15 protein-coding genes are annotated in these 14,510 nt (G+C 58.0%); 4 read left to right on the top strand and 11 right to left on the bottom strand.

The features are described 5' to 3' along the window. Positions 1–52: 52 nt before the first annotated feature. The 9 genes from GYN01_RS19200 to GYN01_RS19160 form a co-directional block, all read right to left on the bottom strand. The gene (locus GYN01_RS19200; RefSeq protein WP_048363116.1) at positions 53–580 is read right to left on the bottom strand and encodes a DUF2878 domain-containing protein; all 528 of its coding nucleotides are present in this window, start codon (positions 578–580) and stop codon (positions 53–55) included. Beyond that, positions 573–1,844 carry an SAM-dependent methyltransferase gene (locus GYN01_RS19195; RefSeq protein WP_048400269.1) on the bottom strand — a complete coding sequence of 424 codons (1,272 nt, stop codon included), beginning with the start codon at positions 1,842–1,844 and terminating at the stop codon, positions 573–575. Before GYN01_RS19195 ends, GYN01_RS19200 begins: the two co-directional genes overlap by 8 nt. Continuing rightward, entirely contained in the window at positions 1,831–2,631 is an 801-nt protein-coding gene (locus GYN01_RS19190; protein WP_203307617.1) for a DUF1365 domain-containing protein, read from the bottom strand. Before GYN01_RS19190 ends, GYN01_RS19195 begins: the two co-directional genes overlap by 14 nt. Further along, a complete protein-coding gene (locus GYN01_RS19185) occupies positions 2,628–3,875 on the bottom strand; it encodes an NAD(P)/FAD-dependent oxidoreductase (protein ID WP_048400266.1) in 1,248 nt (415 codons plus the stop codon). The genes GYN01_RS19190 and GYN01_RS19185 overlap by 4 nt, the downstream gene beginning before the upstream one ends. Further along, positions 3,872–4,642, bottom strand: a complete 771-nt coding sequence (locus GYN01_RS19180; protein WP_048363120.1) for an SDR family NAD(P)-dependent oxidoreductase — start codon at positions 4,640–4,642, stop codon at positions 3,872–3,874. Before GYN01_RS19180 ends, GYN01_RS19185 begins: the two co-directional genes overlap by 4 nt. Beyond that, positions 4,635–6,080, bottom strand: coding sequence for a deoxyribodipyrimidine photo-lyase (gene phrB, locus GYN01_RS19175; RefSeq protein WP_203307616.1), 1,446 nt, complete (start codon positions 6,078–6,080; stop codon positions 4,635–4,637). Before phrB ends, GYN01_RS19180 begins: the two co-directional genes overlap by 8 nt. A gap of 27 nt (positions 6,081–6,107) precedes the next feature. Further along, positions 6,108–7,043, bottom strand: a complete 936-nt coding sequence (locus GYN01_RS19170) for a MerR family transcriptional regulator (RefSeq protein ID WP_048363122.1) — start codon at positions 7,041–7,043, stop codon at positions 6,108–6,110. A gap of 2 nt (positions 7,044–7,045) precedes the next feature. Further along, complete coding sequence (locus tag GYN01_RS19165; protein WP_203307615.1) at positions 7,046–8,014, bottom strand: YbgA family protein; 969 nt, start codon at positions 8,012–8,014, stop codon at positions 7,046–7,048. Positions 8,015–8,156: 142 nt separating this feature from the next. Further along, positions 8,157–9,143, bottom strand: a complete 987-nt coding sequence (locus GYN01_RS19160) for an NAD(P)/FAD-dependent oxidoreductase (protein ID WP_203307614.1) — start codon at positions 9,141–9,143, stop codon at positions 8,157–8,159. 194 nt (positions 9,144–9,337) lie between these two features. On the opposite strand from GYN01_RS19160, the gene GYN01_RS19155 reads away from it, so the two are divergent. Then, positions 9,338–10,240 carry a TIGR01777 family oxidoreductase gene (locus GYN01_RS19155; RefSeq protein WP_048363125.1) on the top strand — a complete coding sequence of 301 codons (903 nt, stop codon included), beginning with the start codon at positions 9,338–9,340 and terminating at the stop codon, positions 10,238–10,240. A 13-nt stretch (positions 10,241–10,253) separates the two neighbouring features. Further along, complete coding sequence (gene hemH / locus GYN01_RS19150) at positions 10,254–11,279, top strand: ferrochelatase (RefSeq protein WP_048363126.1); 1,026 nt, start codon at positions 10,254–10,256, stop codon at positions 11,277–11,279. Positions 11,280–11,330: 51 nt separating this feature from the next. On the opposite strand, the gene GYN01_RS19145 is transcribed toward hemH, so the two are convergent. Then, positions 11,331–12,605 carry a uracil-xanthine permease family protein gene (locus tag GYN01_RS19145; RefSeq protein ID WP_048400254.1) on the bottom strand — a complete coding sequence of 425 codons (1,275 nt, stop codon included), beginning with the start codon at positions 12,603–12,605 and terminating at the stop codon, positions 11,331–11,333. Between the two features lies 1 nt (position 12,606). Then, positions 12,607–13,245 carry a uracil phosphoribosyltransferase gene (gene upp / locus GYN01_RS19140; RefSeq protein WP_048363128.1) on the bottom strand — a complete coding sequence of 213 codons (639 nt, stop codon included), beginning with the start codon at positions 13,243–13,245 and terminating at the stop codon, positions 12,607–12,609. Positions 13,246–13,408: 163 nt separating this feature from the next. Between upp and GYN01_RS19135 the strand changes: the two genes are divergently transcribed. Next, entirely contained in the window at positions 13,409–13,966 is a 558-nt protein-coding gene (locus tag GYN01_RS19135) for a hypoxanthine-guanine phosphoribosyltransferase (protein WP_048363129.1), read from the top strand. A 17-nt stretch (positions 13,967–13,983) separates the two neighbouring features. Beyond that, the gene (locus tag GYN01_RS19130) at positions 13,984–14,457 is read left to right on the top strand and encodes a WbuC family cupin fold metalloprotein (protein ID WP_048400251.1); all 474 of its coding nucleotides are present in this window, start codon (positions 13,984–13,986) and stop codon (positions 14,455–14,457) included. Positions 14,458–14,510 lie beyond the last annotated feature (53 nt).

Below are 14,510 nucleotides of genomic sequence, written 5' to 3'. Positions count from 1 at the left end.
CTGACAATCGCACACCCTGTCACTGCGCTACCCCCGAGGCGTCGCACCGTGGTTAAGTCGGGTCGCGAGCAAGCTCACGGCTACGGGGGTTGACGTGTTTTGCGGCGATCCATTGCAGTGCTGCAAACAATCCCGCCCACAACACGCCTAGTCCAAGCAGCGTTGGCCACACACCGAATGGGAACGTCACGGCTCCCAGCCGTTGCCCGGCGTAATAGGACAGCGGCCCGCCGACGGCACCCAGCAGTGCGGCCCGCCAACGAGGTTGTGCGGTCCATGCCAGGCAATGGTTCAGCGTCGTCGCCAGTAAGGCCCAAAGCACCATCAACCAGAACGGGATCAGCCACTGGGCCTGCGTGAACGCAAACACGCCCGCGTTGAGGAGCAGACTGTCGACCAGCGTACCGAGCATGCACACGCACACCATCAGACGCAGTTCGGCCCATGAGCGACTTATCCACACCACGTGGATCAGCAGCGCGCCAGCCGCCAGCCAGAGCCAGGCACTGTTGCCGCCCAACACACAGGCAAACCAGCCGAGCTGAAACAGCACGGCATTGGCCAACTGCTTTTCAAGCATTGAAGCGGCCGAGTAATGGTGGGTTCATGGCGGCGGGTTTAGCCAACAGTAATTGTGCGGTGCCGATGCTGCGCTCCAAAAAGCCGCCTTCGCAGTAACACAGGTAAAACTCCCACAAGCGCAGGAAGTACTCGTCGTAACCCAGCTCCGTCAAACGCCCGTGGGCGCGGCGAAAATTCTCATGCCACAGGCGCAGGGTTTTGGCGTAGTGCAGGCCAAAATCTTCCATGTGCATAAGGTTCATGTCGGTATCGCTGCCCACAATGGCGAGCATTTTTTGCACGCTGGGCAATGCGCCACCGGGGAAAATGTAGCGTTGGATAAAGTCCACACTGCTTTTGGCCTGCTCATAGCGCTGTTCGCGAATCGTGATGGCTTGCAGCAGCATCAAGCCGTGGGGTTTGAGCAAGTGCGAACATTGCTTGAAATAGTTCGGCAAGAAGCGATGGCCAACCGCCTCAATCATTTCAATCGACACCAGCTTGTCGTATTGCCCTGTCAGGTCGCGGTAATCCTCCAGCAGCAAGGTCACTTGGTCCTGTAAGCCCAGGGTTTCAACGCGGGCCTGGGTGTAGTCGAACTGTTCTTTGGACAAGGTGGTGGTGGTCACTTTGCAGCCGTAATGCTGTGCGGCGAACAGTGCCATGCTGCCCCAACCCGTACCGATTTCCAGTAAATGGTCTTCGGGTTTGAGGTTGAGTTTTTGGCAGATACGCTCCAGTTTATTGAGCTGGGCCTGCTCCAGCGTGTCGTCGGGGCTGAGGAACTGCGCCGCGGAATACATCATGGTGGGGTCGAGAAACTGCTCGAACATTTCATTGCCCAAATCGTAATGCGCGGCAATATTTTTTTGCGAGCCTTTACGCGTATTGCGATTGACCCAATGCAGAGCGCGAATCAACGGCCGCCCCAGTCGCGCCAGCCCGCCTTCCAGGGCATCCAGTACCTGCATGTTACTGACCAGCACCTGAATCACTTTGGTCAGATCGGGTGAACTCCAGTAGCCGTGTATGAACGCTTCGCCTGCGCCAATCGAGCCGTTGCTGGCGATCATGCCCCACACACTGGCGTCGTGAATCTGTACTTCAGCGACCATGCTCGCACTGCAATCCCCAAAAACATGCGGCTCACCGTTTTCGATGATGACCAGATGGCCATTTTTCAATTGATTCAATTGGCGCATCACCCCGCGCCTTAACAGCACGCTGGTCAGATTGTGGGTGGTCGAGAGCGAGGACTTGCTCACCAGGCTAGGGCTTTTCATGGTGTTGATCCTTGGGTTGCAGGGCAGCAATGCGAAAGGCGCCGTCGGCGGCCTGGTGAGAAACAATCGGTGTACGTTTAAGAAAAAGGCGTAAGGCTTGCCAGTAAATAGCCAGGCAGGTTTTGGCCGTCATCCACGGAAATTGGCGCAGGTAGCGGTGCAAACTCGCGCGGTCCAGTTCTGTACGGTGCAGGTTGAGCGTGGCATCGAAGACCTTCAGTTCGCCTTGCCAGTCCGCCATGTGCACCCCAAGACGGGCGCCTGGAGGGCTGAAACTCATGCGGTATTCCAGATCGCGCGGCAAAAACGGCGAGACGTGAAAGGCCTTGGCCACGGCGACATGCGCAAAGCTGTCACCCTCGACGGGCAGTACGTAGTGGTAGCGTTCGCGCCACGGTGTGTTGGTCACTTCGCACAGGATGGCGGCCAGTTTTCCATCCGTTTCGTAGCAGTAAAAGAAACTCACCGGGTTGAAGGACAGCCCCCAGCTGCGGGCTTGAGTCAATAAACGAACCGCACCTTGTGGCGTGCGGCCTAACGCTATGCCCACTTGCTGGCGCACTGCATCAATCAGGCGCATGCCGGCTTCGGTGTAGGTTTTTAAGTAATCGCTTTCACGAAAGGAGAAGGGCGCAAAGCGACTTTTGCCGGCCAGCGGTGACAACCCCAGTACAGCGTCTTGCTCATCCAGGTCCAGATACAGCAGGCCGATGCGATAGCGGAACGCATGACCACGCGCTGTAAAACGTCGATGGGCGATCCAGCCGCTGTACAGGGCGCTGTTCATAACGTTTGGCCGAAAGCTTTGGCCACGCGCAGTGCGCTGACCACGCCGTCTTCATGGAAGCCATTGGCCCAATAGGCACCACAAAAATAGCTGTGCTGAGGCCCCAGCAGCTCTTGCCAGCGGGCTTGAGCCGCTACGCCAGCCAAACTGTATTGCGGGTGAGCGTAGGTGTAGCTGGCCAGCACTTTGCGCGGATCAATCGCTGAGGTTTGGTTGAGGCTGACGCAAAAAGTGGTCTCGCTCTGGATGCCTTGCAGGATGTTCATGTCATAGGTCACAGCCGCACGTTTTTGTCCTGCGTTACCCAATCGATAGTTCCAGCTGGCCCACGCCAGTTTTCGATCAGGCAACAGGCGGGTATCGGTGTGCAACACCACATCATTGTCGGCATAGGGCAGCGCGCCGAGGATGTGTTGCTCGGCGGCTGACGGTGCGGCCAGCAGCTTGAGGGCTTGATCGCTGTGGCAGGCAAAAATGACTTTGTCGAAACGTTCAGTGCCTGCGCCGCTGTGTATCAGTACACCTTGTTCGTAACGTTCGACCTGGGTGACCGGGCACTTAAGGTGGATGTTGTCGGCAAAACCTGCGCTCAACGGTTTGATGTAGGCACTGGAGCCGCCTTCAATCACACGCCATTGCGGGCGATTGCTGATGCTGAGCAAGCCGTGATTCTTGAAAAAACGCACAAAGAATTGCAGCGGAAAGCGCAGCATGTCGTCCAGTGACATGGACCAGATCGCGGCGCCCATCGGTACGATGTAGTGCTCGATAAAACGTGTGCCATAGCCGCGCTGCTGTAGGTAGTCGCCCAGCTGGGTGTCACTGGCAATACGTTGCTCCTCCAAATCGCGAATGGCTTCGCGGTTGAAGCGCACGATATCGCGCAACATGCCCCAGAACCTGGGCGACAACAGGTTGCTGCGCTGGGCAAACAAACTATTGAGGGTATTGCCGTTGTATTCGAGCGAGCTGCGGGTGTCGTGCACAGAAAAGCTCATTTCTGTGGCCTTGGAGCGCACGCCCAGTTGCGTCATCAGTGTGATGAAATTGGGGTAGGTCCAGTCATTGAACACAATGAAGCCGGTGTCCACGGCATGGGTCTGGCCGTTTACATTCACCTCAACGGTGTGCGTATGCCCCCCGATCCAGTCACTGGCTTCGAACACACTGATATCGTGCGCTTTATGCAGTAAATAACCGCAGGTCAGCCCTGAGATGCCGCTGCCAATGATCGCGATTTTCATGATGGTTTTCCGTCAGAGGTGCGCGCCAAGCGTCTGCCCAACGCCACTTGGAGGCGTTTGGGCAGGCTCGCCAACAGTCGCAATGTGGCAATGAACAGGGTCGGGAAGGCGATCTCCAGCGGGCGTTTTTGCAAGCGCTGGCAAATATGCCGGGCGGCTTTGTGCGCAGGCCAGCGCATGGGCATCGGGAAGTCATTTTTTTCTGTCAGCGGAGTGTCGACAAAGCCTGGGCTGACAAGGGTGACGTCAATCCCTTCCTGGGCCAGATCGATACGCAGGGATTGGAGCAAGTAGCGCAGGCCGGCTTTGGATGCGCCATAGGCTTCGGCGCGTGGCAGTGCCCAATAGGTGACCGAACTGACCACGCCCACCACATGCGGGCGCGAACCGGCGCGCAGTAAAGGCAACGCGCTCTCAAGGCAATAACTGGTGGCCAGCAAGTTGGTGCGCACCACGCGCTCAATCACCGTAGCGTCAAAATGGCGCACGTCCACGTATTCGCAGGTGCCCGCGTTGAGGATCACCGTGTCCAGAGCGCCCCAGAGTTGGGTGATGCGGTTGCCGATTTCACGCACCTGCGAGCGGTCAGTCAAATCTCCCGGCACGAGGAGCACTTGGTCGGGATAGCGATCGGACAAGGCTTTGAGCGGCGCCAGTGTGCGAGCGGTCAATGCGAGGCGGGCGCCGCTTTTAAGCAGCTCCTCGGCCATGTGTGCGCCCATGCCACTGCTGGCGCCTGTGAGCCAAATCCGTCGCCCGTCAGCCATGGCTCACCTCGAGCATTTGTTTGGAGGGTAAGTTTTTGAAGGCACTCAGGGCCCGTTCGCGGCTTTGGCTCAAGTTGACGATGGGGGCCGGGTACTCTGCCACGCCAAACAACCCGCCTGCCGAGGCCGGGTTATGCACCTGTTTTTTGTTCAGGTCCGCCAGTTCGGGCAGCCAGTGTTTGATGAAAACCCCGTCGGGGTCGAAGCGTTCGGACTGGCTCAGGGGATTGAAAATTCTGAAATAGGGGACCGAATCGGTGCCGGTAGACGAACTCCATTGCCAGCCACCGTTGTTGGCGGCCAGGTCGCCGTCGATCAGGTGCTGCATAAAGAAACGCTCGCCTTCACGCCAGTCGATCAGCAGGTTTTTGGTGAGGAACATGGCCACTACCATGCGCAGGCGGTTGTGCATCCAGCCGGTGTCCAGCAATTGGCGAATGGCGGCATCAATGATCGGGAAGCCGGTGCGGCCCTCTTTCCAGGCGGCCAAGTCTTGGGGAGCGTCGCGCCACGGCAAAAACTCGGTTTCAAGTCGAAAGGCACGATGGCGAGAGACGCGTGGGTAACCGACCACTATGTGTTTGTAGAATTCGCGCCACAGCAGTTCGGTGATCCAGGTAAGCGCACCGGGGCTGCCGCTTTCGAACTCGCCGTTATTACTTTGCAAGGCGGCGTGCAGGCATTGGCGGGGCGAGATGACCCCAGCGGCCAAATAAGCTGAAAGCTGGCTGGTGCCGGGTTTGGCCGGTAAGTCGCGTTCGTCTTGGTAATAGTGAATCTGTTGATCGGCAAAGCGCGCCAAACGTTGCTGTGCCTCCTCTTCACCGGCAGGCCAGAGCGCACGAATGGATGCGCTGGGTGATGCAAAACCTTCAACTGAATCAGGCACGGCATCGCGCGCAATATTGAGCGGTGCCTGGGCTTTGGGCGGTGCAACGGTTTGCGGCAGGGCCATGTACAAGCGCTTGTAGCAAATTTTGCGAAACTGGCTGAAGACCTGAAAGTAGGAGCCCGATTGCGTCAAGATGCTGCCCGGCTGAAACAACAGTTGGTCCAAGTAAGAGTGGAACTCAATGCCCCGGGCTTCAAGGGTGTGAGCCACCGCCTCATCGCGCCGGGTTTCGTTGATGCCGTATTCCTGATTGGTGTGCAGCGCTTGCACGCCCAGTTGTTGGCATAACTGCAGCAGTACCACGGGCGCTTGATCCCACGTCGGGCAGGTGCGAATCAGCAGCGGGATATTGAGCTGTTGCAGGCTGTCACTCAGCGTGCGCAGGTTACGCAACCAAAAATCGACTTTGCATGGCGCGTCGTCATGGGCCAGCCATTGTTGCGGGCTGATCAGGTACACGGCTGTGGTGGGGCCGCGGTGGGTGGCAGCACTCAGGGCGGTGTTGTCGAGATGGCGCAGGTCGCTTCGTAGCCAGATAAGTTGCATGTCAATTCCTTGAGCAATAGCGCGGTGCTACACCAGCCCGAGTTGAAAGAGGCGTTGGTGGGCCTCAATGGGGTCGTTGGCCAGACACAGTCCAGCGATCTCAGTCGTACTTACGGACAACACGTCGTAATGGATGCATACCGTTGGTCCGGCAATCACGATGGGGCACGCGATGCCGTTCAAGAGTTTTGGCAGTTGGTGGGTGTTCAGCGTTTTGCTGGAGTACAGCACCACGGCGCGTGGTTTTAAGCGCTCAACCGCCAGCCCCAGTTCACCGACCGGCAGTGGGGCATCAAACATTTCAACCGGGCAGTGGCTGTTGCTGATGAGCAAAGCGGTGAGCCACAGATGAGGTTCGAACGCCAGATCAGAATGATTGATCAGCAACACCGGGTCGCCGCTAAGCGAGCGGTTGTTGTGATAAATCCGTGCGCCCAATTTGCTGCGTAACCAGGAGTGGAAGAACACGCGTTCCAGTTGGGCGCCAAACTGGCCTTGCCAGCGTTGTTCCAGCTCTTTGAGCAACGGCATCAATAATTGCTCGCACAAGGCGCGGGCCGGGTAGAGCGACATCACTTGGTTGAAGCAGTCATCCAGCTTGCGCTCTGCCAATTCGCTGATGGCTTGAATCAGGGTTTGCCGCCAAACCTGCCAGTCATTTGCGAGTGAGTCGTCAGGCGCGTCGGGGGTATCGAGCAGGGGTTTGATTTGGCTGACAGCAACCCCGCGATTGAGCCACAGCAATATGTGCTGGATACGCTGGATATGTTCATTCGAGAACAGGCGATGGCCCTTGGCCGTGCGCTGCGGCACGATCAGGCCATAGCGGCGTTCCCAGGCGCGTAACGTCACCGCATTCACCCCCGTGATGCGTGACACGTCACGAATGGGCAGCCAGCCTTCAACCAGTGCCTGGCTGTAGTCGGTGTGAGGGGTATTGGACATGATCAAGTCATCATTCATGGTCAGATAGCATTTCGCAGGCTGAGATTTTCCGGATGCGGTTGCAGGTAAACCTGACGCGAGATGTAAGGGTCGGGGTGGAGGCGAAAGTGATGCTTGAGTAAGGTCAGCGGCACCACTAATGGCACGATGCCTTGCAGGTATTGGCCAATCAGGTGCTGCATTTCGCGTTTGTCAGCGGGGCTGATGGACTTTTTGAGGTAGCCGCTCAGGTGCTGCAATACGTTGGTATGGGTGCGGCGGGTGGCGCATTTTTTAAGGGCCTTCATCAGCTCGCTGAAGTACTGCGGCGCAATTTCTCGCGGGTCTTGCTTGCCGAGGTTGCCGAGTAAATGGCCCAGAGTTTTGTACTGCACCGGGTGATGTGCCATCAGTTGGTATTTGTAGCGCGCGTGGAACTCGGTGAGGGTACGACGGGTGATGCCCTGTTTGAGCAGGGCCTGCCAGGCGCTGTAGGCGTACACCCGGGTCATGAAGTTTTCGCGCAGCACCGGGTCATTCAGGCGGCCGTCTTCTTCGACCGGCAAGTCCGGGTGAGCCGCGCAGAACGCATGGGCGTAGATGCCGCGCCCGCTCAACTCGGCAGGCCGCCCCCCGTCCTGATACACCTTGACCCGCTCAAGGCCACACGAAGGCGACTTTTGCATGAAGATGTAGCCACAAATATCCGTGTGGGAAGCCGCCATTGCCACACCGTAATCGTGCAGGGGCCGGGTCACGTCCAGGGCACTGTCGACACTGCCCACCGCGAGAGGCTTTGCAGGGTCACCTATCAAACGGATGGGTTGGCGTGGAATACCCAGGCCGATGGCAACCTCGGGGCACAGCGGCACAAATTCGAAATGTTCACTTAAGGTCTGGCTGCACAGGCGCGATTCTTTGTGCCCACCGTTGAAGCGCACTTCAGCACCCAGTAAGCAGGCGCTGATGGCTATTTTCGGTTTGTGTCCGGTAGCGGCGATGCAGGCCATGGGATGAACCTCCAAGAATTTCTTGTACATCTTTTTATTAACGTACAACTTGAGGTCATCATAGGCTTGATATTGTACAAGTCAAACTTCTTGTATAGGTTTTGCCGTGCACTGCTCGGCAGTGGCCTTAATCGCCTGCCATTCATTCCAAATGCTCAAGCAGGCGGCGTGCTGCCTCCTGGCCGCTGAGCCATGCGCCTTCGACCCGGCCGGACAAGCACCAGTCGCCGCAGGCATAAAGGCCCAGGTCGGCGTCAGCCAAAGCGCCCCATTCGTGGGCTGCTGCGGGCCGAGCATAAAGCCAGCGGTGGGCCTGAGTGAAAATGGGCGCCGGAATCGCAACGTGCATCAGCTCGGCAAATGCGCCGTGCAGGTGTTCAATCACGGCTTCTTTGCTCAGGTCGAGGTTTTGCCGGCTCCAGGCGCTGGTGGCATGCAGCACCCAGGTGTCGGGCTGGCTGTCCCGTCGGGGTTTACTGCTGTTTCGCGCGAGCCAGTCCAGCGGGCTGTCTTGTACAAAGCAGCCATCCATTTTGGTGTCGAGGGCGGTTTCGAATGCCAACGCCACCGCCCACGTCGGGTCCATCTTGACCCCGGCTGCGGCGCTGGCCAGTTTCGGCGCGCTGGCCAGTAGCGCCGTGGCTTGGGGGGCGGGGGTGGCCACGATCACATGGCTGAACGGTCCGTGATCCTTGCCGTCTGCATCTTGCAGGTGCCAATGTTTTTCGCCGCGAAACAAGTCTGTAATGCGGCAAGTAAAGGTCACTGTCAGGTGCTCCAGCAGGCCCCGGGTAATGGCGCTCATGCGCGGGCTGCCGACCCAACGGGTTTGCTCGTCGGGAGAGGGCGTCAGTTGGCCATTTTTGTGGTTATACAGGCGGGGTTCCCACTCGCTAGCCCAACCTTTGGCTTGCCAGTGTTGAACCTCATCGACAAAACGCCGGTCGCGGGCTGTGAAGTACTGTGCGCCCAGATCGAGCGCACCGGCCTCGCTGCGTGTGCTCGACATGCGCCCGCCGCTGCCGCGGCTTTTATCGAACAGGTGCACGGCGTGCCCTGCCTTGTGCAGGGCATGTGCAGCCGAAAGCCCGGCAATTCCGGTGCCGATTATTGCGATAGGTACAGTCATATTGGCCTCGATTCCTGTTTGCACAGACGACGTCGTCGATAATACCTGTACAAATCTATTTATTAGTATAGGTTTCTACGTGCTCGCTGGGGTCATTTGGCCTATTCTTCATGCAAGCCAGCAGACCGATGAAATGGGTCTTTGTTTAAAAATAGACCAGTGCTTGCGATAAAACTCCCTGCGAGGTTGAACTGATGCACATATTGCTGACAGGCGGTACGGGCTTGATAGGTCGCCAACTGTGTCGTCACTGGTTGGCGCAAGGTCATCGTTTGACGGTATGGAGCCGGCGCCCGGAGCAGGTGAGTGAACTGTGCGGCACGGGTGTAAGAGGTATCGCCCGTCTCGATGCGCTTGGGCAGGAGCCGGTGGATGCGGTGATCAATTTGGCGGGCGCGCCTATCGCAGACAGGCCGTGGACGCGTAAACGCAAAGTGTTGCTTTGGAGCAGCCGGATCACGCTCACAGAAACCCTTCTGACCTGGCTCGAAAGCCGCGAACACAAGCCTTCGGTCTTGGTCTCTGGCTCTGCTGTGGGATGGTATGGCGACGGCGCTGAGCGCGAGTTGACCGAGGACTCGCCTACGGTGAACGAAGATTTCGCCAGCCATTTGTGCATCGCATGGGAAGAGACCGCACAACGGGCGCAGGCTCTGGGCATCCGTGTGGTGCTGGTGCGAACGGGTTTGGTGTTATCGGCCGATGGCGGCTTTTTGTCGCGTCTACTGCTGCCCTTCAAGCTGGGCTTGGGTGGGCCAATAGGCAATGGTCGGCAGTGGATGCCGTGGATTCATATCAATGACCAAATTGCCCTGATTGATTTTCTTGTGCATGAGAATGCCGCGACGGGTCCTTATAATGCCTGCGCGCCGCACCCGGTACGTAACGCAGCGTTCGCCAAGACCTTGGGCCGTGTGCTGCATCGCCCGGCCTTTATGCCCATGCCGGCGTTTGTATTGCGTGTGCTGTTGGGCGAGATGTCGCAATTATTATTGGGTGGCCAGCGCGCAACACCTGCCAGATTGCTGGAAGCCGGTTTCACTTTTCAGTTCACCGATTTGCGTGCGGCACTTGATGATGTGTCCGCCCGCCTCTGAAATAGGATGTTGCATGACCGACCACGCGCTGTTGCTGGTTAACCTAGGTTCGCCGGCGTCTACCTCGGTAGCGGATGTACGCAGTTACCTGAACCAATTTTTGATGGACCCCTACGTCATCGACTTGCCGTGGCCTGTCAGACGTTTGCTGGTGTCGCTGATCCTGATCAAGCGCCCTGAGCAGTCGGCACATGCCTACGCGTCTATCTGGTGGGATGAAGGCTCGCCTTTGGTGGTGCTCAGCCGTCGCTTGCAGCAGGCCATGACCCAGGAGTGGACGCAGGGGCCGGTGGAGCTGGCCATGCGCTATGGCGAGCCGTCGATTGAAACCGTGCTGACCCGGTTGGCCGCTCAAGGCATTAAAAAGGTCACCTTGGCGCCGCTTTATCCACAGTTTGCCGACAGCACCGTGACCACGGTGATTGAGGAAGCCAGACGCGTGGTCACGGTCAAAAAACTCCCGATTCAGTTCTCGATTGTGCAGCCGTTTTACGACCAGCCCGAGTACCTGGATGCCTTGGTGGCCAGTGCCAAGCCGCACCTGGAGCAGGATTACGATCACCTGTTGCTGAGTTTTCACGGCTTGCCCGAACGCCATTTACACAAGCTCGACCCTACCGGCAATCACTGTTTTAAACGTGAAGACTGCTGCCAAAACGCCTCACCTGCCGTATTGGCCACCTGCTATCGCGCGCAGTGTTTGCGCACAGCTGAAGCGTTTGCCCAGCGCATGGGCTTGCCAGACGGTAAATGGTCGGTAGCGTTCCAGTCGCGCTTGGGACGAGCGAAATGGATCGAACCCTACACTGAGGCTCGGCTGGATGCGTTGGCCAAAGAGGGCGTGAAGAAGATATTGGTCATGTGCCCGGCGTTTGTGGCCGATTGCATCGAAACGCTGGAAGAAATTGGCGATCGCGGTCGTGAGCAATTTATTGAGGCGGGAGGCGAAGAATTGGTGCTGGTGCCGTGTCTCAATGACAGCCCGCAGTGGGCGGCGGCATTGAATACGTTGTGTGAAAGAGCGCCGCTGGCGCTGTAAACCCTTCACCCTCTCCCAATGGGAGAGGGTGGGGGTGAGGGGCAAGCCGGTTTAGAGAATCGGCTCGTCACCTTTCTTCTTTTTCCAGGCGTCATTGCCCGGCAGGATCAGGTTCAACGCTATCGCCACAATGGCGCACAGCGCGATGCCTTTAAGACCGAAGTCTTCAGGCCCCATCCCCGTACCGATCAATACGCCGCCGATCCCGAATACCAGCGTCACCGAGACGATCACCAGGTTGCGCGCTTCGCTCAGGTCTACCTGATGGCGAATCAGGGTGTTCATCCCCACGGCGGCAATCGAACCGAACAGCAGGCAGAGAATCCCGCCCATGACAGGCACTGGGATGCTTTGCAGCAGTGCGCCGAACTTACCGACAAACGCCAGGCTGATCGCGAAGATCGCTGCCCAGGTCATGATTTTCGGGTTGTAGTTCTTGGTCAGCATCACGGCGCCCGTCACTTCGGCGTAGGTGGTATTGGGTGGGCCGCCCAGCAGGCCTGCGGCGGTGGTGGCAATGCCGTCACCGAACAGCGTGCGATGCAGCCCCGGCTTTTTCAGGTAGTCACGCCCAGTCACGCTGCCTACAGCGATAACGCCGCCGATATGTTCAATGGCCGGGGCCAGGGCCACGGGGACGATAAACAGAATCGCCTGCCAGTTGAACTCCGGTGCTGTGAAGTGCGGCAGGGCAAACCAGGGGGCCGCAGCGATCTTGGCGGTGTCGACGACGCCAAAGTAGAACGCCAACGCAAAACCTACCAAGACGCCGGCAATGATCGGCACCAGACGGAAAATCCCTTTACCGAAGACCGCCACGATCAGTGTGGTCAGCAACGCTGGCATCGAGATCAGCATGGCGGTTTGGTAGTGGATCAGTTCGGTGCCGTCTTCTGCCCGGCCCATTGCCATATGTGCGGCAATCGGGGCCATTGCCAGACCGATCGAAATAATCACCGGGCCAATCACCACCGGTGGCAGCAGGCGATCAATGAAACCGGTGCCCTTAATTTTTACGGCGAAGCCAAGGAAGGTGTACACGAAACCGGCTGCCATTACGCCGCCCATGGTCGCGGCGAGGCCGAACTGGCCCTTGGCGAGAATGATGGGGGTAATGAAGGCGAAACTCGAAGCCAGAAAGACCGGCACCTGGCGCCGGGTAACGATCTGGAACAGCAGAGTCCCGAGACCCGCCGTGAACAGCGCGACGTTAGGGTCCAGGCCTGTAATCAAAGGCATCAACACCAACGCGCCAAAGGCCACGAAGAGCATCTGCGCGCCAGAAATAATCTGGCGCCAGAGCGGGTCATTGAACTCGTCCTGCATGTTAGGCGTCCTTTTGCTTGGTGCCGAAGATCTTGTCGCCGGCATCGCCCAAGCCCGGAATGATGTAGCCGTGTTCGTCCAGACGGTTATCGATCGACGCGGTGTAGATGGTCACGTCCGGGTGAGCGGCTTGAACGGCGGCAATGCCTTCTGGGGCAGCAACCAGCACCATGGCGCGAATTTCTTTGCAGCCGGCTTTCTTCAGCAGGTCAATGGTGGCAACCATCGAGGAGCCTGTGGCCAGCATGGGGTCGATGATCATCGCCAGACGTTCGTCGATTTCCGGTACGAGTTTTTCCAGGTAGGTGTGCGCCTGCAAGGTTTCTTCGTTACGCGCCACGCCGACAGCGCTGACTTTGGCACCCGGGATCAGGCTCAGTACGCCTTCAAGCATGCCGATACCGGCGCGCAGGATAGGCACAACGGTAATTTTCTTACCGGCAATTTTTTCAACTTGAACAGGCCCGCTCCAGCCTTCAATCTCGTAGGTTTCGAGGGTCAGGTCGCTGGTGGCTTCATAGGTCAGCAACGCGCCGACTTCCTGAGCAAGCTCGCGGAAGTTCTTCGTGCTAATGTCGGCGCGGCGCATCAGGCCAAGTTTGTGACGAATCAGTGGATGTCGGATCTCACGGATGGGCATAGGGAAAACTCCGGGGGCAGGCAAAAAAACCGGCCTAGATTAATCTAATCCGGGGTGATGTCCTACAGACATTAGTGCACGTTAGTCCATAAACGCTTGATCTGAGCCATGCGGATGCGTACCTTTGCCCGCTTTTCTTGAGCAACCCCCCCTGGAGAGCGTCATGTCTGCTGATCTCGAGCATATCCGTCAAATCATGCGAGAGGCTGACTGCCTGTACACCGAAGCTGAAGTCGAGGCGGCCATTGCCCGCGTTGGCGCGCAAATCACGGCCGACATGGCCGAGATGAATCCAGTGGTTTTTTGTGTGATGAACGGCGGGCTGATTTTTGCCGGTAAGCTGCTCACCCATCTGAAATTCCCGCTTGAGTCGTCTTACTTGCACGCCACGCGTTATCGCAACCAAACCAGCGGTGGCGATCTGTTCTGGAAGGCCAAGCCTGAAGTGTCGTTCATGGACCGTCATGTATTGATCATCGACGACATTCTGGATGAAGGCCACACCCTGAGCGCTATCGTTGATTTCTGTCACCATGCGGGCGCGCGTCAAGTGCACACTGCCGTGCTGATTGATAAAGACCATGACCGCAAAGCCAGTCCCGGCCTGAAAGCCAACTATGAGGGCCTGCCGTGCGTTGACCGTTATGTCTTCGGTTATGGCATGGACTACAAAGGCTACTGGCGTAACGCCGCCGGCATTTATGCCGTTAAAGGTATGTAAACAAGGACGTTGAAACCATGATTACCCCAAGCTTTCTCGATCAAACGTTGTTTAACGAACTGGCTGAGAAAGCGGCCGGTAACCCCCGTGGTCGTCAGCACCACAACCTGCATCAGATGGAGGAGCCGTGCCATCGCATGGTGGTGGGGCTGCAACCCGGCACCTACGTGCCGCCGCACCGGCACTTGAGCAGTGACAAGGCTGAAACCTTGTTGGTGCTCAAGGGTAAGTTGGGCGTGCTGATATTTGATCAGGACGGTCAGTTGCTCGACAAACGGGTGCTGGTGGCGGGAGGCGAATGCCTTGGGGTCGACCTGCCGCCGGGGGTGTTTCATGGTTTGGTGGTGCTTGAAGCCGACAGTTTGATGTTCGAATGCAAAGCAGGGCCGTATCGGCCTGTGGGTGAGGGCGAACTGGCCCATTGGGCACCGCGTGAAGGTGATCCCGGCGTGGCCGAGTACCACCGCTGGATGTGTGCACAGTTTGATTGATCATTGCCTGTCGTTGCTGTCGCAAGCGGCGAGCCCCTTGAACCGGGCGCCAC

The organism is Pseudomonas weihenstephanensis (genome assembly GCF_016812185.1).
Lineage (GTDB): Bacteria > Pseudomonadota > Gammaproteobacteria > Pseudomonadales > Pseudomonadaceae > Aquipseudomonas > Aquipseudomonas weihenstephanensis.
This window is presented reverse-complemented; position numbering and strand designations above follow the sequence as displayed.

Excerpts from the sequence above, each read along its gene's own strand:
- GYN01_RS19155 (WP_048363125.1), top strand. The coding sequence starts at position 9,338 with ATGCACATATTGCTGACAGGCGGTACGGGCTTGATAGGTCGCCAACTG.
- GYN01_RS19195 (WP_048400269.1), bottom strand. The coding sequence starts at position 1,844 with ATGAAAAGCCCTAGCCTGGTGAGCAAGTCCTCGCTCTCGACCACCCAC.
- upp (WP_048363128.1), bottom strand. The coding sequence starts at position 13,245 with ATGCCCATCCGTGAGATCCGACATCCACTGATTCGTCACAAACTTGGC.
- GYN01_RS19160 (WP_203307614.1), bottom strand. The coding sequence starts at position 9,143 with ATGACTGTACCTATCGCAATAATCGGCACCGGAATTGCCGGGCTTTCG.
- GYN01_RS19135 (WP_048363129.1), top strand. The coding sequence starts at position 13,409 with ATGTCTGCTGATCTCGAGCATATCCGTCAAATCATGCGAGAGGCTGAC.
- GYN01_RS19190 (WP_203307617.1), bottom strand. The coding sequence starts at position 2,631 with ATGAACAGCGCCCTGTACAGCGGCTGGATCGCCCATCGACGTTTTACA.
- GYN01_RS19130 (WP_048400251.1), top strand. The coding sequence starts at position 13,984 with ATGATTACCCCAAGCTTTCTCGATCAAACGTTGTTTAACGAACTGGCT.
- GYN01_RS19185 (WP_048400266.1), bottom strand. The coding sequence starts at position 3,875 with ATGAAAATCGCGATCATTGGCAGCGGCATCTCAGGGCTGACCTGCGGT.
- GYN01_RS19170 (WP_048363122.1), bottom strand. The coding sequence starts at position 7,043 with ATGAATGATGACTTGATCATGTCCAATACCCCTCACACCGACTACAGC.
- GYN01_RS19180 (WP_048363120.1), bottom strand. The coding sequence starts at position 4,642 with ATGGCTGACGGGCGACGGATTTGGCTCACAGGCGCCAGCAGTGGCATG.
- GYN01_RS19145 (WP_048400254.1), bottom strand. The coding sequence starts at position 12,605 with ATGCAGGACGAGTTCAATGACCCGCTCTGGCGCCAGATTATTTCTGGC.
- GYN01_RS19200 (WP_048363116.1), bottom strand. The coding sequence starts at position 580 with ATGCTTGAAAAGCAGTTGGCCAATGCCGTGCTGTTTCAGCTCGGCTGG.
- hemH (WP_048363126.1), top strand. The coding sequence starts at position 10,254 with ATGACCGACCACGCGCTGTTGCTGGTTAACCTAGGTTCGCCGGCGTCT.
- GYN01_RS19165 (WP_203307615.1), bottom strand. The coding sequence starts at position 8,014 with ATGGCCTGCATCGCCGCTACCGGACACAAACCGAAAATAGCCATCAGC.
- phrB (WP_203307616.1), bottom strand. The coding sequence starts at position 6,080 with ATGCAACTTATCTGGCTACGAAGCGACCTGCGCCATCTCGACAACACC.